Source organism: Streptomyces sp. ICC4 (assembly GCF_003287915.1).
Classification (GTDB): domain Bacteria; phylum Actinomycetota; class Actinomycetes; order Streptomycetales; family Streptomycetaceae; genus Streptomyces; species Streptomyces tritrimontium.
In genome coordinates, this window is the sequence record NZ_CP030286.1 from 5,782,259 (window position 1) to 5,808,888 (window position 26,630).

Sequence of the window (26,630 nt, forward strand, 5' to 3'; positions counted from 1 at the left end):
GGAGCGGGGCCTTCGGCGTGTCAGGACCGGCCGATCTGGCTGGTGATCGTCGGGTCCGTGATGGCGGTGTCGTCGGCCAGCAGCATCGCCTTGCTCAGGATCACCGCCAGGGTCCTGTCGCCCTCGAAGGGCAGGTAGCCGGTCTCCGGTGAGCCGCCGCCGGCCTTCGGCACGATGCACAGGTACTGGTCGTTCGGCTCCATCAGGATGTTGCCGGAGCCGAGGTGGATCTTGTACGTGCGCAGCTCGCCCCGGACGTGCAGGAACCGGCCCTCGATGCGGCAGCGGTCCGCGATCGCCAGCCTCGGCACCAGCCGCTCCAGCAGCGTCCGCCGGGTCTCGGCGCTCTGGCCGAGCTCGCCGAAGCCGTACGAGGTCCAGTACTCGCGGAACCGGCCCCCGGGGCCGCCGTCGGACCAGGTGGGGTCGTTGCCCACGCTGGCGACCCCGACGAACAGGTCCACGTCGCGCAGCACCTCGCTGAGCACCAGCTCGGGAACCTCGGTCAGCGGGAGCGGCTCGACGGGGTCCCGGCCGTCGCGCAGGTACATGGTGTACCCGCCGCCGCAGACGTGCGCCCAGTTCTCCGGGGCGTCGATCGGATAGAAGCGCACCTGGTCGGTGGTCAGCCGCAGGTAGCTGCCGGACCCGGTGGTGTCGGCCTCGTAGTCCCCGCTGTCCTCGCTCCCGATCCAGTACTCGGCGCGCAGCCCCCACTGCGGGAGCTCGCGGACGGCGGGCGGCGCGCTGTCGTCCACGGCGAGGCGCAGCTTGTTGCGCCAGCCGCGGGCGGCGGCCAGCGCGTGGAACTGGTGCTGGCGCAGGACGTGGCCGGCGAAGCGGTTGGAGTACGTCCCGGTGTTCCGCTCGGCGTCGGTGAGCGGGTAGACCTCGCGGTGGGCCTGCTTGAACGGCTGGGTGATCGCGAGTGCTTCGAGGCGCTCGCGCACGGCGGCGACCTCGGCGGGCTCCCGGCCGATCGGGTGCCAGAGCAGCACCTCGGCTTCGGCGGTGACGCACAGGGGGTCGCCCGCGAGGGTGCGGATGTCGTGGCCGTCGTGGACCGCCGTGAGACCGGCGACCGTCCAGACCAGGCGGCGGGCGAGGGTGCCGACCAGCGGGTGGTCGAGGTAGCGCTCGCGCCAGGCCTGGTACGTCCAGCTGCGGCGGGCGAGGAACTGCCGGTCGAGGCGCTCCGCTTGGGCCGTGAGCATCTTGTCGATGTCCTTGACGGCCGCCTTGAGCTCCGCCAGCTCCTCGGCATGGTCCTGGCGGACGGCGGCGGGGACGGTCTTGACCGCCTTGCCGGCCGCGTTGCGCCAGGACAGCACCGCCTTGGGACCGCGCACCTCCAGCAGGGCGGTGGCCGCGCCGAAGGAGAACGCGGCCCGGCCGACCTCCGTGAGCCCGTAGCCCGGCACGGCCAGCTCCTCGACCTCCTCCCGGCTCAGCCCGAGCTTCTCGGCCCGTGCGCCCAGGGCGGTGTCGATGACCTTGAGGGTGCCCTTGAAGGTCACCCGGGCCGCCAGCCGCGCCAGTTCGGCGAGGGCCGCCTCGCCCTCGGTCCGGGACAGCGCGACGACTCCGGCGTTGGCCACCTTGGGGTTGAGCGGGCCGAGGCCGGGGACCTTCTTCAGGCAGGTCTCCACGAGCTTGCCGAGTGCGCGCGGTACCGCGGGGTGCGCGGGCAGGAGGGCCAGCAGCCAGGCCAGTCCGCGCAGTGCGTTGGCGTTGTACGGGTCGAGCTGAGCTCCCTGCCAGGTGTCCGTCATGGCGAAGGTGCGCGGGCGGTCGACGAGCGCGAGCCAGCCCAGGACCGCCCCGCGCACGGCGTCGGGGCCCGCGCCGGTCTCCTCGACGAGCGCGCGGGCGGTCTTCTCCCACTTGGCGGTGGGCCGGGCGACGGTGGCGGTCGCGGCGTGCGCGAGCAGCGCGTCCCAGCGGCCGCCGGCCATGGCCTCCTCGGCCCAGTGCTCGCCGACGTTGAGGACGGGGCCGGTCAGCTGCCCCATGATGTCGCGCAGTTCGGAGATGCCGTAGGAGATCAGGACGCTGCGCCGCAGCGTGGCCACGGCGGCGGGCGGGACGGCGAACCCGGCGGCGAGCGCGTCCCGCACCCGCGACGACCAACCGCTGCCGTAGGTGTGGTACTCCCGCCCCAGCCGCTCGAAGGCGGCCAGCTGCGCCCGGTCGAGGTGCTCGGCCATGTCAGCCACCCACCAGTGCGACGAGCTTGAGGAAGGTGACCTCGGTGCCGAGCGGGAGGTCGATCACCTCGTCGAGGTCGGTGATCTGACGGTCCCCCACCAGGACGAGGAACCCGTTGCGCCCGAAGGCGGCGTACGCCGCTTCGGTCTGCGCCTGCGGATCCACCCGGCCGCCCTCCTTGGCCGGCCGCACCAGCCGGCCGGCCGCCTCCTCGGCCACTTCCTGGAATATCCGCCTGCGGATCAACTCGCGCAGCGCGAGCCGCTCTTCGGCGATCTCCATTCCCCAGCCGCCACTGCGGCCCCCGGCAGTCGTCTCGTCGACGAACATCACGCTTCCCATGCCCGGAGACTAGGACCGGGCACTGACAAGCGGCCCACCGGCCTGTGGACGCCTGTGGAATCATCGGCCGCATGAGCGAGCAGCAACCGAATCCGTACACGAGCGGTCCCGGCCCGGGCGGCCACGGCGACCACCACACCAACCCGGGGCAGCCGGGTTACGGCTATCCGGCGCAGCCCGGCTACGGCTACCCCGGCCCGGCCCAGCCCGGCTACGGCTACCCGCAGCCCCCGGCCTACCAGCCGACGATCGCCGGCGCGGGCCTGCCCGCCCCGATGGCGTGGGGATGTCGTGAATTCCCACCCGCGATGCGTGCCCCGCGCAGCGAGTTGACGTAGGGTCACGCGGACGTCGAGGGGGAGGGGGCCGGCCGCGACCCCGGCCCCCTGACCCTCCGCGGAGGCGCCACCGCGTGATCAGTGGCGCAAACGGTTCTCATCTGTCACCCGCATTGCTACGGTGCCCACCGCCCTGACGACCAATCAGATTCCGGAGGCCCGGCATGCGCGCAATCGTCGCCGCCGCCAGCGGTCTCGTCCTCGCGGTGCTCCTCGTCCTCGCCATCACGGCGATGGGGGCGCCGGAAGGCAAGACCTCACCGAAGCCCCTGCTCACCACCGCGCCCGCCGCGCCCGGAAAGTAGAGGAGGGACCGGCCGTGCGACGCAGAGCAAGTCTCGTCCTGCTGGCCCTGGCCGTGTTCTGCGCAGCTCTCGCACCACTGCTGCGCTGGTACGCGTACCCCAGGCTCGCGAAGATCCCGCCCAACCAGTACCAGGAGGTGGTCCTGGAGGCGAAGGACGCGACCCTCCTCGACTACACCACCGGCATGGAGCCGAAGAAGGTCGACAAGGTCACCATCGTCCAGACCCTGAAGGGCAACGTCGAGGCGTCCAAGGAGATCGAGGCGAGCGCCGGCAAGGACGTGGTCGTCTGGGACACGCTCACCTACATCATGGGCCCCGACGGGAAGATGGTCTCCCAGATCCCCGAGCGCTACATCTTCGACGCCCACACCCAGGACCCGGTGCACGCCACCGGCGAGGCGGTCGACGGGGACCCGGTCAAGCGCGAGGGCATCGAGTTCAAGTGGCCGTTCTTCACCGAGCCGCGCGACTACCTCTACTTCGACCAGCAGACCCGCAGCTCCTCGCCCATCCACTACGTCGGCCCGCGCAAGTTCAAGGGCATGGACGTCTACTACTACGAGCAGACCATCCCCTGGACGAAGGTCTCGCTGCCGAAGAAGATGCCGATCGAGGGCATCGACCCGGCCACCTTCGAGCAGACCACGGGCACCAGCCTCTGGTACTCGACCAAGGCGATGTTCTGGGTCGACCCGGTGACGGGCGCGCCCGTCAACGCCGAGCAGGAGATCAAGCAGGAGATGCGGGGCGGCATCGCCTCCGGCGGGCCCGACGGCAAGCTCACCGTCTTCGCCGGGCACGTGAAGATGCGCGAGGACTACAGCGAGTACACCGTCGACCTGGTCAAGGCGAACCGGACCAAGGTGCTGGCGCTGCACACCTACGCGCCGATCGGCCTCGCGGCCGGCGGGCTCGTCCTCTTCGGGTTCGCGCTGTGGCTGGAGGCGCGCGCCCGGCGCCCCCGCGAGGACGACGGGCCGTTCACCGCTTGAGCCGGGCGGTGGTGTGCCGGGTGGGCTCGGCGGTCGCCGGGTCCTGCGGCCACGGGTGCTTGGGGTAGCGGCCGCGCAGCTCGGCCCGGACGGCGAGGTAGCCGCCCCGCCAGAAGGACGCGAGGTCGGCGGTGACGGCGGCGGGCCGTCCGGCGGGCGACAGCAGGTGGACGAGTACGGGAACCCCCGCGACCCGGGGGGTCTCGGCCAGCCCGAACAGCTCCTGGAGCTTGACGGCGAGTACGGGCTGCCCGTGCTCGGCGGCGTAGTCGACGCGGATCCGCGAGCCGCTGGGCACCTCGATCCGCTCCGGAGCCAGCGCGTCGAGCCGGGAGGCCTCGCCGGTGGCCCACGGCAGCAGCCGGTTCAGCGCCTGCCCGGCGTCGATCCGCGCCAGGTCGGCGCGGCGGCGGGCCCGCGACAGCTCGGGCTCGAGCCAGTCGTCGGCGCGGTCCAGCAGTTCCCGGTCGTCGGCCACGTCGGGCCAGGGCGCGCCGAGCGTGCGGTGCAGGAAGCCGAGCCGGGCCCGGAGCCCTTGCGCGTCCTGGGTCCAGCGCAGCAGCCCGAGCCCCTCGGTGCGCAGCCCGTCGAGGAGGGCGGCCCGCACGAGGGCCCGGTCGGGGTCGCGCAGGGGCCGGGCGGCCAGCTCGATCGCGCCGAGCCTTCGCACGGAGCGGGCGACGAGGTCCCCGTCCTCCCAGTGCACCTCCTCGCCGGAGCGCAGCAGGTGGCCGGCGGCCGTGCGCGCGGTGTCCTCGTCGACGAGGGCGGCGAGCCGGACGCGGGCGGACGCGGAGTGCGGGGGCCTGTCGGCCACGGCGACCGCCAGCCAGGGCGCGCTGCGCAGCGCTGACCCGTCGCCGAGCTCGGCGGCCGTCCCGGAGGCCATGAGGAAGGCCCCCTCGCCCTTGGCCCTGGCGACCCGCTCGGGGAACGCGAGCGCGGCGACGAGCCCGGCGGCGGAGTCATCGGGCGCGGCGCCGCTCGCGGGGGTCCGGGGTGCGGCCCCGGTATCGGGAAGGGGCGGGGCGGCGGAAAGCCCCGCGGGGTTCCGGTCGCTCGCCGCGCGCTCCAGGCGCTTGGCCTCCGTGCGCCAGCGGCCCGCGTACGGGTCGCCGCCCGCGCGGGCCCGGCGCCAGGCGGCGGCCAGGTCGTCCCCGTACTCCCGGGGCGGCTCCTCGCTCAGCAGCGCCACCAGCTCCGCCGCCCGCCGGGGCCCCAGCGCGGCGGAGCCGTCGAGCAGGGCCCGGGCCAGGCGCGGGTGCAGGCCGAGGCGGGCCATCCGTGCGCCCCGGGGTGTCGGCTGCCCCGCGGGGGTCACGGCGCCCACCGCGAGCAGGACCTCCCGCGCCGCCGCCATCGCTCCGGCCGGCGGTGGGTCGAGCAGGGCCAGGCCGGTCGCGTCGGGGTCGCCCCAGCAGGCGGCCTGGAGGGCGAACTGCGCCAGGTCCGCGATCCGGATCTCGGGGGAGGGGTAGGCGGGCAGCCGCCCGTCCTCGGCTTCGGCCCAGCAGCGGTACACCGTGCCCGGTGCCTCGCGCCCGGCCCGGCCCGCGCGCTGCCGGCCGGCCGCGCGGGACGCCCGTACGGTCGCCAGCGCGCCCAGGCCCCGCGCGTGGTCGACCCGGGGTTCGCGCGCCAGCCCGGAGTCCACGACGATCCGTACCCCGGGGACGGTCAGGCTGGATTCCGCGACGGCGGTGGAGAGGATGACCCGGCGGTGGGGTGCCGCAGACAGCACGGCGTCCTGGACGGCGGCCGGGGCGCGGCCGTGTATCTGCAGGACCTCCGCGCCCACCGCGCCGAGCTGCCCGGCGACCCGGGCGATCTCGCCGACGCCGGGGAGGAAGCACAGGACGTCGCCGGAACGTTCCGCCAGCGCCCGCCGGACCACCGAGGCCACGTGGATGAGCTGCGCCGGGTCCACGCGCATCCCGTGCGGAGGCCGGACCGGGCGGGCCGGCGGGGCCCACACGGTCTCCACCGGGTACGAGACGCCCGCGGCCTCCACGACCGGGGCGCCGCCCGGGCCGCCGCCGCCGAGGACGCGGGCCCAGCCGGCCGCGTCGGTGGTCGCCGAGGCCGCCACCAGCCGCAGCTCCGGGCGCAGGGTCGCCCGTACGTCCAGGAGGAACGCGGCGACCGTGTCGGCGTCCAGGTGCCGCTCGTGGCACTCGTCCAGGATCACCAGGTCGGTGCCGGACAGCTCCTGGTCCCGCTGGAGCCGCTGGAGCAGGACCCCGGTGGTGACGACCTCGACCACGGTCCCGGGGCCGACGACCCGCTCGCCGCGCACGGTGAAGCCGACGGAGGCGCCGACCGGCTCGCCGAGCAGCCAGGCCATCCGGCGGGCCCCGGCGCGGGCGGCGATCCGGCGGGGTTCGGCGACCACGACCCGGCGGCGCGGCCCGCCCCCCGTCAGGCCCGCCAGCACCAGCGGCACCAGCGTGGTCTTGCCGGTCCCGGGCGGGGCGCACAGCACGGCGGTGCCGTGGGCGTCCAGCGCCGAGACGAGCGCGGGCACGGCTTCCCGGACGGGAAGGGAGTCGAGGTCGGCCGTACGGATCACGGTCTCAGTCCCGCTCGCACACGAAGATCGCGGTGCCGGGGATGAGGTTGCCGCGCAGGGGGGACCAGCCGCCCCACTCCTGGCTGTTCCAGGCGGGCCACTCCGGCTCGACCAGGTCGAGGAGGCGGAAGCCGCCCGCGACCACGTCCCGTACCCGGTCGCCCAGGGTGCGGTGGTGCTCCACGTACACGGCGCTGCCGTCCTCGTCCTGCTCCACGTACGGGGTGCGGTCGAAGTAGGAGGCGGAGACGGACAGGCCCTCGGGGCCGGGCTCGTCGGGGAAGGCCCAGCGGACCGGGTGGGTGACGGAGAAGACCCAGCGGCCGCCGGGGCGCAGCACGCGGCGGACCTCGCGCATGACGTTCACGGGGTCGGCGACGAAGGGGACGGCGCCGTAGGCGGAGCAGGCGAGGTCGAAGGAGCCGTCGCGGAAGGGGAGCCGGCCGGCGTCGGCCTCGACCAGCCGGGCCGCCGGCACATCGCTGCCGCCGATGCGCAGCGCGTGCTGGAGCTGGCGGTGGGAGAGGTCCAGGGCGACGGGGCGGGCGCCCTGGGCGGCCAGCCAGCGCGAGCACTGGGCCGCGCCGGCGCCGATCTCCAGGACGTCCTTGCCCTTGAGGGAGGCGGTGGGGCCGAGGAGGGCCGCCTCCGCCTCGTCCAGGCCCTCGGGGCCCCAGACGAAGCGGTCGTCGCCGAGGAACGCTCCGTGCTCGCTCTGGTACTCGTCGGCGTTGCGGTCCCACCAGCCGCGGCTGGCCCGGCTGCTCTCCGCTTCCCCGGCGTCACGCCGGGTGGCCTCGGAGTCGTCCTCGGCGGCCGGGCCGGCTTCGTACGCTTCTTCGGTGGCGTAGTCCTCTTGGTTCATGGGGCCCGTCGTCGTAGTCTGCGAATGTCTGCGGAAAGCGGTCGGGAAGCGCCATCGGCGCCTGCCCGCCCACTAATTGTGCCGGTTGTGTGGCGATCCGCCCGGGGTGTGCGCCTTCGCGCATTGACCCTGTCCGGCTGCCCCCGTATGCTACAAGTTGCGCTGCGAGCCTGTGCTCCTCAGACCTAGCAGGCTGCGCTTGCATCTGTCGATGTCCCCTCGGTTTTCGAGGCCCCCACCCCGCACTTCGCGGAACTGGGGCTTCCTTGGCTGTCCGGCTTCTTCGGCAGATGCCGATAAGGGCTCCCGGCGTAGCAGTACCTACGACTTTCTGTCCGTAACCGGAGCCCTTACCCACATGACGAGCAGCACCGAGACCACCGCAACGACCACTCCGCAGGTTGCGGTCAACGACATCGGTGACGAGGCAGCGTTCCTCGCCGCGATCGACGAGACGATCAAGTACTTCAACGACGGCGACATCGTCGACGGCGTCATCGTGAAGGTCGACCGTGACGAGGTTCTCCTCGACATCGGTTACAAGACCGAGGGCGTCATCCCGAGCCGCGAGCTCTCGATCAAGCACGATGTCGACCCGAACGATGTCGTCAAGGTCGGCGACGAGATCGAGGCTCTTGTTCTCCAGAAGGAGGACAAGGAAGGCCGTCTCATCCTGTCCAAGAAGCGCGCGCAGTACGAGCGCGCCTGGGGCACGATCGAGAAGATCAAGGAAGAAGACGGCATCGTCACCGGTACCGTCATCGAGGTCGTCAAGGGTGGACTCATCCTCGACATCGGCCTCCGCGGCTTCCTGCCGGCCTCCCTCGTCGAGATGCGTCGCGTCCGCGACCTCCAGCCCTACGTGGGCAAGGAGCTCGAGGCGAAGATCATCGAGCTGGACAAGAACCGCAACAACGTGGTCCTGTCCCGCCGCGCCTGGCTCGAGCAGACCCAGTCCGAGGTTCGCCAGACGTTCCTCACCACCCTGCAGAAGGGTCAGGTCCGCTCCGGCGTCGTTTCCTCGATCGTCAACTTCGGTGCCTTCGTGGACCTGGGTGGCGTCGACGGTCTCGTCCACGTCTCCGAGCTGTCCTGGAAGCACATCGACCACCCCTCCGAGGTTGTCGAGGTCGGCCAGGAAGTCACCGTCGAGGTTCTCGACGTCGACATGGACCGCGAGCGTGTCTCCCTGTCGCTGAAGGCGACGCAGGAAGACCCGTGGCAGCAGTTCGCCCGGACGCACCAGATCGGTCAGGTCGTCCCGGGTAAGGTCACCAAGCTGGTTCCGTTCGGTGCGTTCGTCCGCGTGGACGAGGGCATCGAGGGTCTGGTCCACATCTCCGAGCTGGCCGAGCGCCACGTGGAGATCCCGGAGCAGGTCGTCCAGGTCAACGACGAGATCTTCGTCAAGGTCATCGACATCGACCTTGAGCGTCGCCGGATCTCGCTGTCGCTGAAGCAGGCCAACGAGTCCTTCGGTGCCGACCCGGCGTCGGTCGAGTTCGACCCGACCCTGTACGGCATGGCCGCGTCTTACGACGACCAGGGGAACTACATCTACCCCGAGGGCTTCGACCCCGAGACCAACGACTGGCTCGAGGGCTTCGACAAGCAGCGCGAAGCCTGGGAGGGCCAGTACGCCGAGGCGCAGACGCGCTTCGAGCAGCACCAGGCCCAGGTCATCAAGAGCCGCGAGGCCGACGAGGCCGCCGCTGCCGAGGGTGCGGCCGCTCCGGCCGCCGCCGGCAGCAGCAGCAGCGCCGGTGCGGGCATCTCGGGTGGTTCGTACTCCTCCGAGGGTGCGGACGAGACCTCCGGCGCCCTGGCGTCGGACGAGGCCCTGGCGGCGCTCCGCGAGAAGCTGGCCGGCGGCCAGAGCTGATCGCAGCAGCGCCACACGCCGCCCGCTCGCGAGCGGTGTGAGCTGAGCTGATGTTCAACGGAAAGGCCCGTCCCCTCAGGGGGGCGGGCCTTGCCGCGTTCCAGGGTGAAGATCGCACGGGTTCCGGCGAATACCGCCAACTGGGGAATGGTGACGGCTCCTTGGGCGTTCTTGGCAGAGAACACGGCGAGGAGGAGTGGTAACGGTGCTTGATCCACAGGGTTTGTACGAATGGGACGCCAAGGGCCTGGCGGTGGCCGACCTGGCACTCGCCCAGGACTCGGCCGGGCTGGTCATGCTCTACCACTTCGAGGGCTACATCGACGCCGGCGAGGCCGGCGAGCAGATCGTCGAGTGGCTGCTCGACACCCTGCCCCACCAGGTCGTGGCCCGGTTCGACGCGGACCGGCTGGTGGACTACCGGGCGCGCCGCCCGCTGCTGACCTTCCAGCGCGACCACTGGGCGGAGTTCGAGGAGCCCCTGCTCGAGGTGCGCCTGGTCCAGGACGCCACCGGCGCGCCCTTCCTGCTGCTGTCCGGCCCCGAGCCGGACGTGGAATGGGAGCGCTTCGCCGTCGCCGTCCGGCAGATCGTCGAACGCCTCGGCGTCCGGCTCTCCGTCAACTTCCACGGCATCCCCATGGGCGTCCCGCACACCCGGCCCGTCGGGATCACCCCGCACGGCAACCGGACCGACCTCATGCCGGGCCACCGCAGCCCCTTCGACGAGGCCCAGGTGCCGGGCAGCGCCGAGTCGCTGCTGGAGTTCCGCCTCGGCCAGGCCGGGCACGACGTGCTGGGCGTCGCCGCCCACGTACCGCACTACGTGGCGCGCTCGCCGTATCCGGACGCCGCGCTGACGGCCCTCGAGGCGATCACCGCCGCGACCGGGCTGGTCCTGCCGGCGGTCGCGCACGCGCTGCGCACCGAGGCGCACCGCACCCAGACGGAGATCGACCGGCAGATCCGCGAGGGCGACGAGGAGCTGGTCAGCCTCGTCCAGGGGCTGGAGCACCAGTACGATGCCGCGGCCGGCGCCGAGACCCGCGGCAACATGATCGCGGAGCCCGCGGAGATCCCCTCGGCGGACGAGATCGGGCGCGAGTTCGAGCGGTTCCTGGCGGAGCGCGAGGGCGAGGGCTGAGGCCCGGTCCGCGGCAGGGGGCTTTACGGGCCCCAGGGCGCGGAGGCTAGTCTGCCGGGCATGTTGAAAGTGGGACTGACAGGCGGAATCGGCGCGGGCAAGAGCGAGGTCTCCCGGCTGCTGGCGGGGTACGGGGCGGTCGTCGTGGACGCCGACCGGATCGCCCGGGAAGTCGTGGAGCCCGGCACGCCCGGGCTCGCGGCCGTCGTGGCGGCCTTCGGCGAGTCCGTGCTGACCGCCTCGGGCGAGCTGGACCGGCCGAGGCTGGGATCGGTGGTGTTCGCCGACCCGGCCAAGCTGCGGATCCTCAACGGGATCGTGCACCCGCTCGTCGGTGCCCGGTCCGCCGAGCTGGAAGCCGCCGCGGGAACCGACGCGATCGTCGTGCACGACGTGCCGCTGCTCGCGGAGAACGGGCTCGCGCCCCTGTACGACCTGGTCGTCGTGGTGGACGCGGCGCCCGGGACCCAGCTGGCCCGGCTCACCGCGCTGCGCGGCATGGACGAGGGGGAGGCGCGCGCCCGGATGGCCGCGCAGGCCACCCGGGAGCAGCGGCTCGCCGTGGCCACCCTCGTGATCGACAACGACGGGCCGCTGGAAGCGCTGGAGCCGCAGGTGCGCAAGGTGTGGGAGGAACTCGCGGCGCGGGCCCAATAGCGCGTGAGCCGTGGGGCGTTGAACGCGCCCGCAGAGGGAAGGAAGAGATCGTGTCCGACACGCCGCCGCAGTTCCCGCCCCCGCCCCCGTCGCCGTCCTCGTCCCCCTCGCCCGAGACGCACGTCATCGACTACCGGGCCGCCGAGCAGCTGCTCGCCGCGCGCGACCCGCGCGGTGCCGTGAAACTCCTCGACTCGGTCATAGCCGCGCACCCGGAGAACACCGCGGCCCGGCTGCTGCGCGCCCGCGCCTTCTTCGCGGCCGCCCAACTGCGCCCGGCGGAGCTGGAGTTCGAGCTCGTGCTGGAGCGGGAGCCGGACAACGCCTTCGCCCACTTCGCGCTGGCCCGCACCCACGAGCGGGCCGGGCGGCCCGACCAGGCCCGCAAGCACTTCCGGCTGGCGGCCGCGCTCGACCCCCGGCCCGACTACCTGGCGGCGGCCCGCTTCGAGGAGTAGGCGCCTCCGCGGATCCCCGGTGATCACCGCTCCCGTCCGGGCGGCTCGTACGGGGGAACGTCCCGGCCGGGCTGGTAGTGCGGGCCCTGGCGGATGTGGCGGATCACGACGACGAGGTCCACGGCCGCGAGCGCGGCGACGGCGGCGCACGCCCCCGCCCAGCCGGGCCGGGCGGCGAACGCGAAGGCCACCGCCCCGGCGCCGGCCCAGAGCAGCCCCCACAGGCTCAGCCAGAACCGCAGCCGCAGCGGGCTGCGGGCATTCACCGGCTCGTTTCCCGTTCGCATGGCCATCGCCTCGACACGCTCGTCCGATCGGCCCGGTCCGTCTCCCCCCCCATGGTCCCACCGGCGGCGCCCCGCGTCAGGGGTTGAGCTTGTTCACGGCCGCGGTCGTGGTCTTCTTGAAGGCCGGTACGGGCGCGTGGGAGAGGTTGCCCATCTGCCCCCAGTTCACGACCGTCACGGTGGAGCCGTCGCGCCCGATCCCGTAGAGGTGCACGCCCGGCTCGGATTCCGGGATCGAGGTGTGCACCCCGTAGACGTGCGCGCCCTCCTCGACGGAGAGCTTCCCGTAGTCCTGCCAGGAGGCCGTCCCGCCGGGGGTGGTCCGCAGCCAGTCGGCGGCGCAGCCGGCCACCTTGCGTTCGAGGGCGGCGGCCAGCTTGGCGGCCGCGCCGGCGGAGGAGGCGCGTACGGAGACCTGGACCGCGCCCGTGTCGAACTCGGTGCCGAAGGTGCGGTGCCAGCTCCCGGCCGCCGGGAGCACGCCGTCCAGGCAGAACGGCGCGGTCTCGGGCAGCCCCTTGGTGACCTCTCCGGTGTACCAGGGCGTGCCCGGCTGCGGGGGCAGGTCGGCGCCGCCGATGAACCCGGGCGCGGTGGCGGCCGCGGCCGTGGTCGAGGCGGTGAGGACGAGGGCGGCGACGGCCGCCGCGGCTGCCGCGAGGACTGCGGTGGTCTGGGTCGTGCGTCGGAACATGGTCGGTTCTCCCCGTGTCGGTCATCGGTGCGGTGCTGTCCGCGAAGAGCCTCTACCCGGCCCGGGGCGTCGGGCGACGGTTTGTGGATGGACCGGGACACTGGAACGGCCGTACGTGCTGTCACCTGGGGGAACACCCCATGCATGGAACGGGGTCGCGGGACGGGGGACAGCGTGGGTGAGGCGGAGAGGTCGGCCGAGGCGGAGTCGTTCGCGCGGGCGATGCGGGAGCTGAAGGACCGTGCCGGGCTGAGCTACGGGGTGCTCGCGCGGCGGCTGCACACGAGTACGTCGACCCTGCACCGGTACTGCAGCGGCGAGGCGGTGCCCGCGGAGTTCGCGGTGGTGGACCGGTTCGCGCGGGCCTGCGGGGCCACTCAGGGGGAGGCGGTGGACCTGCACCGGGCGTGGCTGCTCGCGGATGCCAGGCGCCGGGCGGGGGCGCGGGCGGTGCCGGAGGCTTCCTCGGAGGTGCCGGTGGTGCCGGTGGTGCCGGTCGTGCCCGAGGCGCCCGAGTTACGGGAGGTGCCGGCTGCCTCGGCCGTACGCGAGCCGGGGCGCGGGCGCCGGCGGCTGCCGGCCGGCGCGGCGGTGGCCGTGGGGGCGGCGGCGCTGGCGGCGGGCTTCGCGGCCTGGTTGCTGACGGGGCCGCCGGAGCCGCCGGGCTCTGCGGGCCGGACGGGTCCGGACCCCGGCACGCCCCAGGCGGGGCCGACGGCGACCGCACCCGGTACCGCGCCCGGTACGGCGACCGCACCCGGTACGGAGGCGCCGGCGGAGGCCGCTGCGCCGCTGCGCGCGGCCGTGCGGTCGCACGTGTGGGCGTCCGGCTGCGACCACGCCTACCTCGCCGAGCCGGGCCCCTCGGCGGTGCCCCCGCCGCCGGTGGAGGCGGACGCGCCCGCGTGGGCGACGGCCCGCGGGGCCGTGCACGCGGGCACGCAGATCGTGGAGGTGACCCTGCACGGCACGGGCCGGGACTCCGTGGTCCTACAGGACCTCCAGGTACGGGTGGAGGCGCGGCGGACCCCGCCGCCGTGGAACGTCTACCGGATGTCGCAGGGCTGCGGCGGGGCGCTCACCCCGGCCGGCTTCGAGGTCAACCTGGACGCCCCGCGCCCGCTCGCCCGCCCGGTGGCCGGCAACGACGCCGGGGAGGCCGTCGCCGCCCCCGCCCTCCCGCTGCGGGTCTCGGCCGCCGAACCGGCCGTCCTGCGCGTGCAGACGACCACCACCGGCTGCGACTGCGACTGGTACCTCGACCTGCGCTGGACCTCCTATACCGGTTCCGGCACGCTCCGCGTCGACGCCGGCGGCCGCCCCTGGCGCATCTCGGCGGCGGCCCCGGACCGGCCGGTGTACGGCTTCGCCTACGAACAGGGGCGCTGGGCCCGCTGACCCCCCGGACCGTCCCGGACCGTCCCGGACTCAGGGTGAACGTGCAGGTCAGCCGGATTGTCAGTGCCCCCGCCTAGACTCGGCGGCAGACGGGATCCGTCTGACCGGACGACGGCGAAGGGGGGACGGCATGACGCAGGGGCACGCACCGGCGGCGCCGTCCGCGCTGCTGCGCCATGCCGCCGTGTTCCTGCCCGCCGCCGTTCCCCGCGAGAGCCGCATCGCCTTCTGGGCCCCCGATGGCGACCCCCTGCCCGCGGCGGGGGAGGGCGAAGGCGGCCACGTCGCCGCCCCGGGCCCGCTCACCGTCGTGCGCCCGCACGGCGAGGGGGTCCGCAGCCGGACCGTGCCCGCGCTCACCCTCACCGTGACCGCCGCCCTGCCCCTGCTCGTCCGCGCGGTCCGCAGCCCCGCCGCGCATCCCGCTGCCCGCGCCTGGGGGACCGCGGCCGTCCAGGCGCTCGGCCTCGTGGCGCGGGGCCGCCTGCTGCCGGGCCTGACCCCCGAGGGGATCGACGCCTGGCGGGCCGGACCGCTCGACGCCGGGGACGTCGAGCACCTGCGCGCGGTCGCGGCCGCACTGCCCCACGAGGGGTACGCCACACCGCTGGCCGGCCGCCGCCCGCTCCAGCTGCCCGAACCGGCGGCCCTGGTCCGGGCGTTCCTCGACGCCGTCGCCGACAGCCTGCCCCGCACCCCGGCGGCGCCCTTCGCCGCGGGCCGGCCGTTCGCCGCCCGGGAGCCGCAGCACGTCCCGGGCATGCGGGACTGGGTGGCGCAGGTCGCGTCCGGCGCGGACACCGGAGTCGGGATCTCGCTGCGGCTCGACCTGTCCTCCTTCCGCCTCTTCGACGCGGAGGAGGAGGACGGGGCGGGGCAGGGGGAGGAGATGCGCCGCGCCGGGGCCGCCGTCGTCCAGGTGCACAGCCTCGCCGACCCGACCCTGGTCACGGACGCCTCGATGCTCTGGGCGGGAGCCGCCGCGGCCGGCTTCGGACCCCGCGCCCGGATCGATGCCGTGCTCGCGCTGCGCCGGGCGGCCCGCGTCTGGCCGCCGCTGCTGCGTCTGCTGGACCAGCCGGTCCCCGATGTGCTGGCCCTCTCGGATCCCGAGCTGGAGGACCTGCTCGGCCGCGCCGCGACCCGGCTGGCGGAGGCGGGAGTCCCGGTCCACTGGCCGCGCGACCTGGCCCGTACGCTCACCGCGACCGCGGCCGTGCGGTCCACCGCCCCCGGCTCCGCCACCGACGGCACCGCCTTCTTCGACGCCGATCACCTCTTCGCCTTCTCCTGGGAGCTGGCGCTGGGCGGCGACCGGCTCACCCCGGGGGAGATGGACGCGCTCGCGCAGGCCCACCGCCCCGTGGTGCGGCTGCGCGACCAGTGGGTGCGCGTCGATCCGGAGCTGGTGCGCAAGGCGCGCAAGCGCGAGCTGGGCCTGCTGGACCCGGTGGACGCGCTGGCCGCCGTCCTGTCGGGGACGACCGAGATCGAGGGGGAGCCGGTGGCGGCGGTCCCGGTCGGGGCGCTCGCCGCCCTGCGCGACCGGCTGACCGCGGAGCTGGCCCCGCTGCCCCAGCCGGCCGGGCTCAAGGCCACCCTGCGCGACTACCAGGCCCGCGGTCTGGCCTGGCTGGACCTGATGACCTCGCTCGGCCTCGGCGGCTGCCTCGCCGACGACATGGGGCTGGGCAAGACGGTCACCCTGATCGCCCTGCACCTGCACCGCGACCGCCCCGAGCCGACGCTGGTGGTCTGCCCGGCCTCACTGCTGGGCAACTGGCAGCGGGAGATCGAGAGGTTCGCCCCCGGCACCCCGGTGCGCCGCTTCCACGGCGCGGGCCGCAGCCTGGAGGGACTCGAGGGCGGATTCGTCCTCACCACCTACGGGACGATGCGCGCGGGAGCGGCCCGGCTGGCCGAACAGTCCTGGGGCATGGTCGTCGCCGATGAGGCCCAGCACGTCAAGAACCCGCACTCGGCGACGGCGAAGGCGCTGCGCACGATCCCGTCGCCCGCGCGGGTGGCGCTGACCGGCACCCCGGTGGAGAACAACCTCTCCGAGCTGTGGGCACTCCTCGACTGGACCACGCCGGGCCTGCTCGGTCCGCTGACCGCGTTCCGGGCCCGGCACGCCCGGCCCGTGGAGCACCAGACGGAGGAGGACGGCGGCAACGACGCGGCGGTCGCCCGGCTCGCCGCGCTGGTGCGGCCGTTCCTGCTGCGGCGCAAGAAGTCGGATCCCGGGATCGCGCCCGAGCTGCCGCCGAAGACGGAGACCGACCACCCCGTGTCCCTCACCCGCGAGCAGGTCTCGCTGTACCAGGCCGCGGTCGATGAGGCGATGGCCGTGATCGGCGCGAGCGAGGGCATCGAGCGGCGCGGCATGATCATGAAGCTGCTGGCCTCGCTCAAGCAGATCTGCAACCACCCGGCGCAGTACCTGAAGGAGGAAGAGCCCCGGATCGCGCACCGCTCCGGGAAGCTGGCCCTGCTGGACGAGCTGCTCGACACGATCTTGGCCGAGGGCGGCTCGGTGCTGGTCTTCACGCAGTACGTGACGATGGCCCGCATCATCGAGCGCCATCTGACGGCGCGCGGGATCTCCCACCAACTGCTGCACGGGGGGACGCCGGTGGCCCGCCGCGAGGAGCTCGTGGACCGGTTCCAGGCCGGGGAGTCCCCGGTCTTCCTGCTCTCCTTGAAGGCCGCCGGCACCGGGCTCAACCTGACCCGCGCCGGCCACGTCATCCACTACGACCGCTGGTGGAACCCGGCCGTCGAGGAGCAGGCCACCGACCGCGCCTACCGCATCGGCCAGACCCAGCCCGTCCAGGTCCACCGCATCATCGCCGAAGGCACCGTCGAGGACCGGATCGCCGAGATGCTGGAGGCGAAGCGGGCCCTGGCCGATGCCGTGCTCGGCTCCGGCGAGGCGGCGCTGACCGAGCTGACCGACCGCGAGCTGGCCGACCTCGTCTCCCTGCGCAGGCCCGCGTGATCACCGCGCGGGACGACCGCCGCCGTACCTTCGAAACCGTGCCGCCCGGCTCGGAGGCCGTCAGCTGGTGGGGCCGGGCCTGGGTGTCGGCGCTCGAAACGGTCGCCCGCGACGGAGCCCGGCTGGCCCGCGGGCGGACGTATGCGGCCGAGGGCCACGTCGACGCCGTCACGATCACACCGGGCCGGATCGTGGCCTACGTACGGGGCAGCCGGCCGCGCCCGTACCGCACCGAGCTGTCCCTGCCCGCCTTCGGGGACGCCGAGTGGCGCGAGCTCCTGGAGGCCGTGGCCGCCGATCCGACGGCGCTGGCGGCGCTGCTGGAGCGCGAGGTGCCGGAGTCGCTCGCGGAGACGGTCCTGCCCGGCGCGGGCGAGCTCGTGGCGCAGTGCTCCTGCCCGGACGTCGCCCGCCCGCCGTGCAAGCACGCCGCCGCCCTCTGCTACCGCGCGGCCCGCCTCCTGGACGGCGACCCCTTCGTCCTGCTGCTCCTGCGGGGGCGCGGGGAGCGCGAGCTGCTGGAGGAGCTCACCCGCCGCAACGCCGCCCATGCCGCGCGCGAACAGCCCGACACCACGCCGGACTTCCCCGGTGTGCCGGCCCGCGAAGCGCTCGCCCGTACCGTCCTGCCGCCGCTGCCCGCCCCGGTCGCGGCGCCCGGTGTCGCCGGCGTGCCGCCCGCCTATCCGACCGATCCGGCCGCCCCGGACCCGCTCGCCCTGGACCAGCTCGCCGGGGACGCGGCCGCCCGGGCCCTGGCCCTGCTGACCACCGGCGAGGATCCGATGGCCGGGCTGACCCGCTGGCAGGACGCCGTCCGGCTGGCCTCGGCGCACCACACGGCCGGGCTCACCGGGGCGGCCCGCGCCCTCTACCGGGACCTGGCCCGCGCCACGGGCCGCAGCACGACCGACCTCGCCCGGGGCGCGGCCGCCTGGCGGCAGGGAGGCCTGCCCGCCCTGCTCGTCCTCGAGGAGCCGTGGGACCCGCCGGCCGGCCCGTTCGACCGGGCCCGGCCCGCTCTCCTCGCCGCCGCCCGGGGCCCCTTCCGCCCCGAGCGCAACCGCCTCACGTCCCGGATCCACCAGCTCCGCCTCGGCCGTGACGGCCTCTGGTACGCCTACGAGTCCGGCCCGGACACCGCCGACTGGTGGCCCAAGGGCCGGCCCTCACCGGACCCGATCACGGCCCTGCTGGGGTGAGTTCGGCCGCCCACCGGCGCAGCGCGGCGAAGTCGGGCTCGCGCAGGCCCCTTCCGGGGTGGATGCGCAGGAGCAGGGCCGGTGCGGGGTGGTGGGCGGCGACCCAGTCGCGGTCGAGGGGCGTGATCATGTCGTCGACCCAGGCGAAGGGGCGGCCGGCCGCCCAGTCGACGAGGTGGCGGGTCTTCCAGGAGATCCCGTCGGGATCGCGGGCAAAGAGTTCCGGCCATTCGATGACCGGAAGATCAGCGGGAAGTCCGATGTGCGGGGCGATCATCGTGTTGGCCTCGTGCATCCAGGTGGTGGCCCAGGCGAGTTCGTACGGCAGGGCCAGCAGGCGGGCCCCGTGCGCGGGGTGCAGGCGCACCCGCAGTCCGCGCCGGGCCTTCACGGAATCCGGCACGCGGTAGGACATCCATACGGCCGGCCACATCCGGTGGCCGGTGTATCCGCGCAGGCCCGCGAAGGGGGACCGGAAGGGATTCAGGGGGCCGTCGACGTCGAGGAGGAGCAGGGGACGAGTCATGAAGTAGGGATTACCCAGTACACGATGGAGTGAAATGCCTACCGGCTCTATAACCCGAATGGGGTTACGGCGTTGTTTCCGGTACGGGTTCAACACCCGTGGACTCCTCCGGAAGGCAGGAAAACTGATGCGTCACAGTCGTCGGAATGGCTTGATCGCGGCGGTGGTTGCGGGGGGTGGACTGGCGGTCGCGGGAGTGGGCGGCCTCGCTCACGCCGACGCGGAAGCGGGCGGACGGGCCGAGCGCTCGCCGGGGGTGCTGTCGGGGAACCTGGTGCAACTGCCGGTGCACACCCCGGTCAACGTGTGCGGGAACACCGTGAGCGTCGTCGGCCTGCTCAACTCGGCCGCCGGGAACCGGTGCGCCAACGGGACGCCGGGCGGCAGCCGTTCCGGACATCCCGGATCGCGGCCCTCGCATCCGTCCCCCGATCAGGGGTCCCGGTCCTCGCACCCCTCGAAACCCGGCGCCGGAAACGGTGCGGGGAGCGGCGGGGGAGCGGTGGCGCAGGGGCGCGGAAAGGATTCTCCGGGGCTGCTGTCCGGCAACGGGCTCCAGCTCCCGGTAGAGGTTCCGGTGAACATCAGCGGAAACGCGGTGAGCGTCGTCGGCGTGGGCAACCCCTCCACGGGCAACACCTCCGTCAACGGCGGAACCCCCGGCGAGGAGCCCGTCCTGCCGCCCGTCACCGTGCGGCCCGTCACCCCGCCGGCGCCGCTGGCTCCGCCGCGGGGTCCCGCGGCGCTCGCCCACACCGGGGCCGACGGCGTCGGCTACCTGCTGCCCGGCGGCGGAGCCCTGCTGCTCGGCGGCGTGCTGCTCTACCGCCGCTTCCGGCTCAACTAGCCGCGCGCGAAGCCCGGGCCGGCCGGGAGGGCCGGCAGCCCCCGGTGTTCCCCGCCGCCGGTCCCAGGGTCACATGTGTATAAGAGACGGCCATACGGCCGGGGGGACGGAGCTCGGAGCGGGCGGTGGGGGTGCGCTTACCGGCGGGTTCACCGGGGGCCTCCCCGACGGGGGCGCTGCCGTGGACACCGCCGGGGACTCCGCCGGTGAAACGCTCCTGCGGGCCTTGCGCGGCTCCGGGTTCGACGCCGGCGTGGTCAGCGCCCGCCCCACCGACCTGCTGCGCCGGCGCCGCCGGACCCGGGCCGGCTGGACCGCCGCGGCCGCGCTGGTCCTGGCGGCCGGGGTGCTCGCGGCCGACGGGTCGGCGCCGCGCCCCGAGGCGACCCCGGCGGCCGGACCCGCCGCCGCGGGGGCGCTGGACCCGGCCCGGCTGGTCCGCGTCCCCGCCGAGGCGTGGGCCGACACCGCCCGCGTCGACTTCAGCGCCTGGCCCGCGCGCGGCGGGCGCACCGCCGACCGGGGCCTGCTCGCCCGCGCCCTGGCGGCCTGGGCCGCCCGGCCCCGCGAGGTGGCGGTGACGGCCGCGCCGGGCACGGCGACCGGTCCGCCGGGGCACGCGCCGCAGCTCCTGTACGCGGGGAACGTGGCCGGGCGGGCGGTGGTGGTGCTCCTCGACGGGGACCGGGTGGTCCGCTACGGCGAATCCGCGGACGGGCCGCGCGGCCGGGAGCTCGCGTTCGCCCGTACCGACGAGGCCAACGTGACCACCGCCGCCGCTCTGGCGCTGAGCCGGTCCGCCGACGGCGGAGCCGGGGGCACGGTCCGCTACCTGCTCGCGCCCTGGATCGCGCAGGCGGCCACCCGCGACCTCCTGCGGGCCGGTGAGGAGGCCCGGCCGCTGGCCGTCGCCGCCGACGGGGTCACCGAGGAGGCCGCCGTACCGCGCACCGACGGGCCCGGCGCCCCCGACGGCCCCGACGGCGTCGAGGCCTCCGGCGCGGCGTGCGGGGCCTGGCCCGCGCTGGAGCTCACCTCCTCGCCCCGGATCGTCGAGGAGCACGCCTTCGTCCTCGCCGACCTGGGCGCGCTGACCCCCGTGCACCTGACGTACACGCCGCTGCCCGACGGCCCGGGGGCGGTGCCCGCGCGCCAGCCGCGCGAGGCCACCGGCCCCGCCGCGCGGGCGGCGTGGGCGCCGGTGGCCTGCCGGTTGCGGGAGCTGCGCGGCGGCGGGGTGCGGGCCGTCAACATCTGGGAGTTCGCCGGCACCGAACTCCCCGACGGCGCGGGCCGGGCGGTCTGGTCCTGCACCAGGGCCTCCGGCTGGGCCGGCCCGGGCGACGTCCTGGTCCAGCTGCGGCCGCCCGCCGGACCCCCGCAGGACGTGGCGCGCTCCCGCGGGACCGCGGCGTGCGGACGCTTCGGGCAGCACCTGCTCGCGGGCACCCGGTGGCGTTCGCCGGCCGGCCGCTGGTACGTACTGGCGGCCGGCAGCCGCGAGGTCGCCGCGATCACCGCGGACGGGGCCGCCCGGGGCGAGGCGGCCGGCCGCGCCCTGGCCCTGCCCGTCGCCGGTCCGCAGGGCGGCGCGGTCGTCCTGACGGGCAGGCTGGCGAGCGGCGTCAAGATCACCGCCATCGACGGCGGTGCGGGCGGCCGGGACTGACCGGCGGTCACGAACGGCCGGCCCGGCGGTCACGAACGGTCGGCCAGGCCGCCACGAACGGTCGGCCAGGCGGTCACGAACGGTCGGCCCGGCGGCCGCGCCGCGGCCCCGCCGCACCCGCCGGCCCCGGCCGCCCGCCGTGGACGGCGGTCGGGCGCCTCTTCGCCCCGCTGTACCATGGCCGCAGCGCGAGGGCCGTGACGGAGAGGTCACAGCCCTCGCTTTTGCGTTGCACGCACGCCCGTCCACCCCGAAGAAATGCGGCGCGTGGCGTTTGGGCGGTTCGATACGATGAACCGCACGTCACGTCGTACCGGCATATATGAAATGGAGCATCCGAGGATGGCTCGACACCTGATCACCAGCGCGCTTCCCTACATCAACGGGATCAAGCACCTGGGCAACATGGTCGGGTCGATGCTTCCGGCGGATGTGTACTCCCGGTACCTCCGCCAGCGCGGCCACGACGTCCTCTACATCTGCGCCACCGACGAGCACGGCACCCCCGCCGAGCTCGCCGCCAAGGCGGCCGGCATCTCGGTCTCCGAGTTCTGCGCGCAGGCCCACGACGCCCAGAAGGCGGTCTACGACGGCTTCGAGCTGTCCTTCGACTACTTCGGCCGCAGCTCGTCCGCGCAGAACGCCGAGATCACCCAGCACTTCGCGCGCCGCCTCCAGGAGAACGGCTTCATCGAGGAGCGCGCGATCCGGCAGGTCTACTCGCCGGTCGACGGCCGCTTCCTGCCGGACCGCTACGTCGAGGGCACCTGCCCGCACTGCGGCTACGACAAGGCCCGCGGCGACCAGTGCGAGAACTGCACCCGCGTCCTGGACCCCACGGACCTGATCGAGCCCCGCTCGGCCATCTCCGGCTCCACCGAGCTCGAGGTCCGCGAGACCAAGCACCTCTTCCTCCTCCAGTCCGCGCTCCAGCACGAGGTCGAGGCCTGGGTCGCCGAGCACGAGGAGGAGTGGCCGCAGCTGGCGTCCTCCATCGCCCGCAAGTGGCTGACCGAGGGCCTGCACGACCGCGCCATCACGCGCGACCTCGACTGGGGCGTCCCGGTCCCGGCCGACACGTGGCCCGAGCTGGCCGCCGACGGCAAGGTCTTCTACGTCTGGTTCGACGCCCCGATCGAGTACATCGCGGCCACCAAGGAGTGGTCGGACGCCGACCCGGCGAACCGCGACTACAAGTCCTGGTGGTACGAGGCCGAGGACGTCCGCTACACCCAGTTCATGGCCAAGGACAACGTCCCGTTCCACACGGTGATGTTCCCCGCCACCGAGCTCGGGATCCGCGAGCCGTGGAAGATGGTCGACTACGTCAAGGCCTTCAACTGGCTCACGTACTACGGCGGCAAGTTCTCCACCTCGCAGAAGCGCGGCGTCTTCACCGACCAGGCCCTGGAGATCCTGCCGGCCGACTACTGGCGCTACTTCCTCATCGCCAACGCGCCCGAGTCCGACGACTCGTCCTTCACGTGGGAGCACTTCACCTCCACGGTGAACAAGGACCTCGCCGACACCCTCGGCAACTTCGTCAACCGCGTGCTCTCCTTCTCGCGCAAGCGCTTCGGCGACGACGTCCCGGCGGGCAACGCCGCCGGCGAGGCCGAGGCCAAGCTCGGCACGCAGATCGCCGAACTGCTGGCCGAGTACGAGGGCCACATGGACACCCTCCAGTACCGCAAGGCGGCCGCCGCGCTGCGCGCCCTGTGGTCGGCCGGCAACTCCTACCTGGAGGAGAAGGCCCCCTGGCTGGAGATCAAGACCGACCCCGAGGGCGCGGCGCTCACGCTGCGCACCGCGATGAACCTCATCCACCTCTACTCGGTGGTCTCCGAGCCGTTCATCCCGGCCTCGGCGCGCGCCATGCGCTCGGCGTTCACGCTCGCCGACGACACGGCGGCGTGGATCACCCCGGAGCAGGCCGCGTCCCTCGACGCGGTGCCGGCGGGCACGCCGTTCACGGTGCCGCCGGTGCTCTTCGCGAAGATCACCGAAGAGGACCTGGACTCGTACAAGGAGCGGTTCGGCGGCAACCCGGACGCCTGAGCCCTCCCGACAGCGAACCGAAGCAGGGGCGCGACCCTCCGGGGCCGCGCCCCTGCGGCGTACCCGGGCGCCGCGGCGTACCGGGGGCCCGCGCGCCCGGGTCGCTCACATCGCCGCGCCCAGGGCCAGGAACCCGCAGATCAGCACGAAGAGGATGGCGAGCAGCGGCCAGACGAAGCGCAAGTACTTGTCGTAGCCGACCTTGGCCAGCGCGACACCGCCGATGGTCACGGCGGTGGTCGGGACCCAGAGGTTCATCCAGCCGCTCGCCGACTGCCAGGCCGTCACCATCAGCGCCCGCGAGACGCCCGCGAAGTCGGCGAGCGGGGCCAGGATCGGCATGGTGAGGGTGGCGTGCCCGGACGTGGAGGGGATCAGGAAGGCGAGCGGCAGGTTCACCAGGAACACGATGATCGCGAAGACTCCGGACGAAGTCCCCTTCACCACGCCCTCGATGGAGTGGAGCACGGTGTCGGTGATCTTCGAGTTGTTCATGATGACCGTGACTCCGCGCGCCAGCATGATGACCAGGGCCGGGGAGATGAAGTCCGCGGCGCCCTGGATGATCGTGGAGCTGAGCTTGGCCTCGCCCATCCGGGCCACCAGCCCGATGAGCACGGCCGCGCAGATGAACAGCGCGGCGAGCTGGGCGAAGGACCAGTCCAGCTCCCAGGCGTAGGGGGCCGCGTCCGCGTCGCCGGTGAGCGCCCCGGCCCAGGGCACCACCGAGAAGATCATGAAGGCGAAGACGAGGACCAGCAGCACCAGCACCGTCTTGTGCAGGCCCGTCAGCTCCGGCTCCGCCTCCTCGTCGCCGGTGGCCTTCTGCTCCCGGTCGCCGGGCAGGAACCCGCAGATGGACTTGGCCGGATCCTTCTGGACCCGCCGCGCGTAGCGGATCACGTAGAGGACGGTCACCGTGGTCAGCACGATCCACATCAGGAAGCGCAGCCCGATCCCGTCGCCGAGCGAGATGCCGGCCGCCGAGGAGGCCACGCCGGTCGCGAACGGGTTCACGGTGGAGCAGAGCACGCCGATGCCCGCGCCGAGGATGGCGGCGCCGACGGCGACGAGCCGGTCGTAGCCGAGGGCCAGCATCATCGGCACCAGCAGGCCGTAGAACCCGAGGGTCTCCTCGGCGAAGCCCTCCACGGTGCCGAGCACGGAGAAGACCACCATCACGGCGGCGATCAGCAGCGCCCCGCGGTCGCGCAGCCGGTGGGCGAGACGGGCGATGCCGCGGTCGAGGGCGCCGGTGGCGAAGACGACGGTGATGAACGCGCCGATGGCGAGGACGAAGAGGAAGACGCCCGCGCTGCCGTAGAGGTCTCCGCTGAAGGTGGGCCCGACCTGGCCGGTCTTGGGGTCCTGGAGGCCGTAGAGCCCGTTCACCGGGGACAGGAACAGGTCGTTCAGCCGGTCGGTGAAGCTCTGGGTGCCCTCGACCCGGTGGTAGGTGCCGGCGACCGGGGCGCCGCTGTCGTCGCGGTCGTACTGGCCGGCCGGGACGAGGAAGGCCAGCAGCCAGATCGCGACCGTGACGATGGCCAGGATGGTCAGGGCGCTGGGGAAGGAGAACTTCCGCGCCGGCGGCGGCTCCTCCTCTGGGGCGGGAGCCGCGGGAGCCGGGGTCGGCGCGGTCACGGTGCGCCTCCGGCGTCCACCGGGTCCCGGGGCGCGGCACGGAAGTCGGCCGCGTACTCCCGGACGAAGGCGGCCATCGCCACCACCGTGTTGCGCAGCTCGGACAGCAGCACCCGCTCGTTCGGCGCGTGCAGGTTGCACATGCTGTCCTGCGCGCCGAAGAGGAGCACCTCCGCGCCCGGAGCGGCCTGCGCGAGGCCGTTCACCAGCGGGATGGAGCCGCCCGTGGCGACGTACGAGGCCTGCGTGCCCCAGGCCTCCTTGAGCGCGGTCAGCGCCGCCCGGTACGCCGGCCCGCCCGTCCGCGCCTCGAAGCCGGGGCCGGTGTCGCCCGGGGTGACGGTGAGCGGGATGCCGAAGGGGCGCTGCGCGCGCAGGTGTTCCACCAGGGCGGCACGGGCCTCCTTCGGATCCTGGTGCGGATGGAAGCGGAGGTTCAGCTTGGCCCGCGCGTAGGGGACCACCGCGGAGGCGGCCCCGGCCACGTCGGGGGCGTCGAGCCCGATGACGGTGACGGCGGGCCCGCTCCACAGCCGTTCGCCCAGCGAGCCGGTGCCGATCAGCGGCAGGCCGTCCTGGACGGAGGCGAGGTCGCGGAACTCCTCCTCGGTGTAGGTCGTTCCCTCCCAGGGATCGCGGCGCAGTCCGGGCACCGCCACGTCGCCGTGCTCGTCGTGCAGGGTGGACAGCGCCCGGAGCAGGGCCAGCAGGGCGTCCGGGGCGGCTCCGCCGAACTCCCCGCTGTGGCGTGCCTCCGCGAGCGTGCGCACCTCCACCGTGACCTCGCAGGCCCCGCGCAGGCCGGTGGTCAGGGTCGGGGTGCCGGGCCGCAGGTTCCCGAGGTCGGCGATCACCATCGCGTCGCACGCGAACCGGTCCGGATCGCTCGGCGGGTAGTCGTCGAAGGGGCTGCCGTACTCCTCCTGCCCCTCGATCACCAGCTTGATCCCGACCGGCGGACGGCCGCCGTAGAGCCGCAGCATGCCGAGGTGCGCGATCACGTTCGACTTGTCGTCGGCGATGCCGCGGGCCCGCAGCGCGCCGGGGACACCGGGGACGGGCGTCGGCTCGAAGGGCGGGGAGAGCCACAGGGTGGGGTTCCCGGCGGGCTGGACGTCGTAGTGCGCGTAGAGCAGGACGGTCGGGGCGTCCGGGTGCGGCGGCGGGATCTCCCCGTAGATCACCGGGGCGGTGTCGGGGAGGTCGATCCGCTCGATGGTGGGGACGCCCGCCGCGCGCAGGAGGGAGACGACCAGGTCGTGCGCCTCCTCCACGGGCTCCGTCGGATAGCCGGGGAAGGCGACCGAGGGGATCGCCGCCAGCCGTTCCAGATCGGCCCGCAGGCCGTCCATCAGGACGTCGACCTGTTCTCCGAGGGTCTGCGAGCCGTCCGCTTCCACCTGCCACCGTCCCTCTGCTCCCCGGGTGACCCCGCTGAGCTGCGGGATCGGGTTCTCCGATCATCGGCTCGGGGGACGGCCCGCGCCGTGAGGGAATGGGCCGGACGGGTGAGCGGCCCGGGGGCACGATCTAGGATCGGC

22 protein-coding genes are annotated in these 26,630 nt (G+C 74.1%); 13 read left to right on the forward strand and 9 right to left on the reverse strand.

Annotated elements, in window-relative coordinates; genetic code table 11:
- Positions 1-20: 20 nt before the first annotated feature.
- Both DRB89_RS26980 and DRB89_RS26985 read right to left on the reverse strand, forming a co-directional pair.
- Positions 21-2,207: a DUF4132 domain-containing protein gene (locus DRB89_RS26980; RefSeq protein WP_112446515.1), complete on the reverse strand. Its 2,187-nt coding sequence runs from the start codon at positions 2,205-2,207 to the stop codon at positions 21-23.
- A 1-nt stretch (position 2,208) separates the two neighbouring features.
- Positions 2,209-2,550, reverse strand: a complete 342-nt coding sequence (locus DRB89_RS26985; RefSeq protein WP_112446516.1) for a hypothetical protein — start codon at positions 2,548-2,550, stop codon at positions 2,209-2,211.
- Between the two features lie 71 nt (positions 2,551-2,621).
- On the opposite strand from DRB89_RS26985, the gene DRB89_RS26990 reads away from it, so the two are divergent.
- The 3 genes from DRB89_RS26990 to DRB89_RS27000 all read left to right on the forward strand — a co-directional run bounded on the left by DRB89_RS26990 (position 2,622) and on the right by DRB89_RS27000 (position 4,188).
- On the forward strand, positions 2,622-2,888 hold the full coding sequence (locus DRB89_RS26990) for a hypothetical protein (protein ID WP_204358158.1): 267 nt from the start codon (positions 2,622-2,624) through the stop codon (positions 2,886-2,888).
- Positions 2,889-3,052: 164 nt separating this feature from the next.
- On the forward strand, positions 3,053-3,193 hold the full coding sequence (locus tag DRB89_RS26995; RefSeq protein ID WP_112450779.1) for an SPW_0924 family protein: 141 nt from the start codon (positions 3,053-3,055) through the stop codon (positions 3,191-3,193).
- A 14-nt stretch (positions 3,194-3,207) separates the two neighbouring features.
- Positions 3,208-4,188 (forward strand): DUF3068 domain-containing protein, encoded by a 981-nt coding sequence (locus DRB89_RS27000; RefSeq protein WP_112450778.1) that lies wholly within the window; start codon positions 3,208-3,210, stop codon positions 4,186-4,188.
- Here the strand turns inward: DRB89_RS27000 and hrpB are convergent.
- Both hrpB and DRB89_RS27010 read right to left on the reverse strand, forming a co-directional pair.
- On the reverse strand, positions 4,178-6,757 hold the full coding sequence (hrpB, locus tag DRB89_RS27005) for an ATP-dependent helicase HrpB (protein ID WP_112463448.1): 2,580 nt from the start codon (positions 6,755-6,757) through the stop codon (positions 4,178-4,180). The two genes, DRB89_RS27000 and hrpB, sit on opposite strands and share 11 nt — an antisense overlap.
- Before the next feature lie 4 nt (positions 6,758-6,761).
- Complete coding sequence (locus DRB89_RS27010; RefSeq protein WP_112463449.1) at positions 6,762-7,622, reverse strand: class I SAM-dependent methyltransferase; 861 nt, start codon at positions 7,620-7,622, stop codon at positions 6,762-6,764.
- A 358-nt stretch (positions 7,623-7,980) separates the two neighbouring features.
- On the opposite strand from DRB89_RS27010, the gene rpsA reads away from it, so the two are divergent.
- The 4 genes from rpsA to DRB89_RS27030 all read left to right on the forward strand — a co-directional run bounded on the left by rpsA (position 7,981) and on the right by DRB89_RS27030 (position 11,763).
- The gene (gene rpsA, locus DRB89_RS27015; protein ID WP_112450775.1) at positions 7,981-9,504 is read left to right on the forward strand and encodes a 30S ribosomal protein S1; all 1,524 of its coding nucleotides are present in this window, start codon (positions 7,981-7,983) and stop codon (positions 9,502-9,504) included.
- Between the two features lie 205 nt (positions 9,505-9,709).
- The gene (locus tag DRB89_RS27020; RefSeq protein WP_112450774.1) at positions 9,710-10,648 is read left to right on the forward strand and encodes a PAC2 family protein; all 939 of its coding nucleotides are present in this window, start codon (positions 9,710-9,712) and stop codon (positions 10,646-10,648) included.
- A gap of 60 nt (positions 10,649-10,708) precedes the next feature.
- The gene (gene coaE, locus DRB89_RS27025) at positions 10,709-11,305 is read left to right on the forward strand and encodes a dephospho-CoA kinase (RefSeq protein ID WP_112450773.1); all 597 of its coding nucleotides are present in this window, start codon (positions 10,709-10,711) and stop codon (positions 11,303-11,305) included.
- A 50-nt stretch (positions 11,306-11,355) separates the two neighbouring features.
- Positions 11,356-11,763, forward strand: coding sequence for a tetratricopeptide repeat protein (locus DRB89_RS27030; RefSeq protein ID WP_112450772.1), 408 nt, complete (start codon positions 11,356-11,358; stop codon positions 11,761-11,763).
- A 23-nt stretch (positions 11,764-11,786) separates the two neighbouring features.
- Here the strand turns inward: DRB89_RS27030 and DRB89_RS27035 are convergent, their stop codons facing one another.
- Complete coding sequence (locus DRB89_RS27035) at positions 11,787-12,050, reverse strand: DUF6343 family protein (RefSeq protein ID WP_112453730.1); 264 nt, start codon at positions 12,048-12,050, stop codon at positions 11,787-11,789.
- Positions 12,051-12,126: 76 nt separating this feature from the next.
- Positions 12,127-12,744, reverse strand: coding sequence for a hypothetical protein (locus DRB89_RS27040; RefSeq protein ID WP_112450771.1), 618 nt, complete (start codon positions 12,742-12,744; stop codon positions 12,127-12,129).
- Between the two features lie 174 nt (positions 12,745-12,918).
- On the opposite strand from DRB89_RS27040, the gene DRB89_RS27045 reads away from it, so the two are divergent.
- The 3 genes from DRB89_RS27045 (at position 12,919) to DRB89_RS27055 (ending at position 18,345) form a co-directional block, all read left to right on the forward strand.
- Entirely contained in the window at positions 12,919-14,142 is a 1,224-nt protein-coding gene (locus DRB89_RS27045) for a helix-turn-helix transcriptional regulator (protein WP_162688738.1), read from the forward strand.
- 130 nt (positions 14,143-14,272) lie between these two features.
- On the forward strand, positions 14,273-17,143 hold the full coding sequence (locus tag DRB89_RS27050) for a DEAD/DEAH box helicase (protein WP_112450769.1): 2,871 nt from the start codon (positions 14,273-14,275) through the stop codon (positions 17,141-17,143).
- Positions 17,140-18,345 carry an SWIM zinc finger family protein gene (locus tag DRB89_RS27055; protein WP_112450768.1) on the forward strand — a complete coding sequence of 402 codons (1,206 nt, stop codon included), beginning with the start codon at positions 17,140-17,142 and terminating at the stop codon, positions 18,343-18,345. The genes DRB89_RS27050 and DRB89_RS27055 overlap by 4 nt, the downstream gene beginning before the upstream one ends.
- On the opposite strand, the gene DRB89_RS27060 is transcribed toward DRB89_RS27055, so the two are convergent.
- Positions 18,326-18,871, reverse strand: coding sequence for a hypothetical protein (locus tag DRB89_RS27060; RefSeq protein WP_112450767.1), 546 nt, complete (start codon positions 18,869-18,871; stop codon positions 18,326-18,328). The two genes, DRB89_RS27055 and DRB89_RS27060, sit on opposite strands and share 20 nt — an antisense overlap.
- 127 nt (positions 18,872-18,998) lie before the next feature.
- On the opposite strand from DRB89_RS27060, the gene DRB89_RS27065 reads away from it, so the two are divergent.
- The 3 genes from DRB89_RS27065 (at position 18,999) to metG (ending at position 23,445) form a co-directional block, all read left to right on the forward strand.
- Positions 18,999-19,718 carry a chaplin gene (locus DRB89_RS27065; protein ID WP_112450766.1) on the forward strand — a complete coding sequence of 240 codons (720 nt, stop codon included), beginning with the start codon at positions 18,999-19,001 and terminating at the stop codon, positions 19,716-19,718.
- Positions 19,719-19,899: 181 nt separating this feature from the next.
- Positions 19,900-21,387, forward strand: a complete 1,488-nt coding sequence (locus DRB89_RS27070; RefSeq protein ID WP_112450830.1) for a hypothetical protein — start codon at positions 19,900-19,902, stop codon at positions 21,385-21,387.
- Between the two features lie 342 nt (positions 21,388-21,729).
- Positions 21,730-23,445 carry a methionine--tRNA ligase gene (gene metG, locus DRB89_RS27075; RefSeq protein WP_112450831.1) on the forward strand — a complete coding sequence of 572 codons (1,716 nt, stop codon included), beginning with the start codon at positions 21,730-21,732 and terminating at the stop codon, positions 23,443-23,445.
- A gap of 105 nt (positions 23,446-23,550) precedes the next feature.
- On the opposite strand, the gene DRB89_RS27080 is transcribed toward metG, so the two are convergent.
- Both DRB89_RS27080 and DRB89_RS27085 read right to left on the reverse strand, forming a co-directional pair.
- Complete coding sequence (locus DRB89_RS27080) at positions 23,551-25,089, reverse strand: YfcC family protein (protein ID WP_112450832.1); 1,539 nt, start codon at positions 25,087-25,089, stop codon at positions 23,551-23,553.
- The gene (locus DRB89_RS27085; RefSeq protein WP_275432028.1) at positions 25,086-26,489 is read right to left on the reverse strand and encodes a M20/M25/M40 family metallo-hydrolase; all 1,404 of its coding nucleotides are present in this window, start codon (positions 26,487-26,489) and stop codon (positions 25,086-25,088) included. The genes DRB89_RS27080 and DRB89_RS27085 overlap by 4 nt, the downstream gene beginning before the upstream one ends.
- Positions 26,490-26,630: the final 141 nt, after the last annotated feature.

What these genes read in the sequence shown, in the direction of transcription:
- rpsA (WP_112450775.1), top strand. Translation starts at nt 7,981, where the DNA reads ATGACGAGCAGCACCGAGACCACCGCAACGACCACTCCGCAGGTTGCG.
- metG (WP_112450831.1), top strand. Translation starts at nt 21,730, where the DNA reads ATGGCTCGACACCTGATCACCAGCGCGCTTCCCTACATCAACGGGATC.
- DRB89_RS27050 (WP_112450769.1), top strand. Translation starts at nt 14,273, where the DNA reads ATGACGCAGGGGCACGCACCGGCGGCGCCGTCCGCGCTGCTGCGCCAT.
- DRB89_RS26995 (WP_112450779.1), top strand. Translation starts at nt 3,053, where the DNA reads ATGCGCGCAATCGTCGCCGCCGCCAGCGGTCTCGTCCTCGCGGTGCTC.
- coaE (WP_112450773.1), top strand. Translation starts at nt 10,709, where the DNA reads ATGTTGAAAGTGGGACTGACAGGCGGAATCGGCGCGGGCAAGAGCGAG.
- DRB89_RS27060 (WP_112450767.1), bottom strand. Translation starts at nt 18,871, where the DNA reads ATGACTCGTCCCCTGCTCCTCCTCGACGTCGACGGCCCCCTGAATCCC.
- DRB89_RS27010 (WP_112463449.1), bottom strand. Translation starts at nt 7,622, where the DNA reads ATGAACCAAGAGGACTACGCCACCGAAGAAGCGTACGAAGCCGGCCCG.
- DRB89_RS26990 (WP_204358158.1), top strand. Translation starts at nt 2,622, where the DNA reads ATGAGCGAGCAGCAACCGAATCCGTACACGAGCGGTCCCGGCCCGGGC.
- DRB89_RS27040 (WP_112450771.1), bottom strand. Translation starts at nt 12,744, where the DNA reads ATGTTCCGACGCACGACCCAGACCACCGCAGTCCTCGCGGCAGCCGCG.
- DRB89_RS26980 (WP_112446515.1), bottom strand. Translation starts at nt 2,207, where the DNA reads ATGGCCGAGCACCTCGACCGGGCGCAGCTGGCCGCCTTCGAGCGGCTG.
- DRB89_RS27035 (WP_112453730.1), bottom strand. Translation starts at nt 12,050, where the DNA reads ATGCGAACGGGAAACGAGCCGGTGAATGCCCGCAGCCCGCTGCGGCTG.
- DRB89_RS26985 (WP_112446516.1), bottom strand. Translation starts at nt 2,550, where the DNA reads ATGGGAAGCGTGATGTTCGTCGACGAGACGACTGCCGGGGGCCGCAGT.
- DRB89_RS27065 (WP_112450766.1), top strand. Translation starts at nt 18,999, where the DNA reads ATGCGTCACAGTCGTCGGAATGGCTTGATCGCGGCGGTGGTTGCGGGG.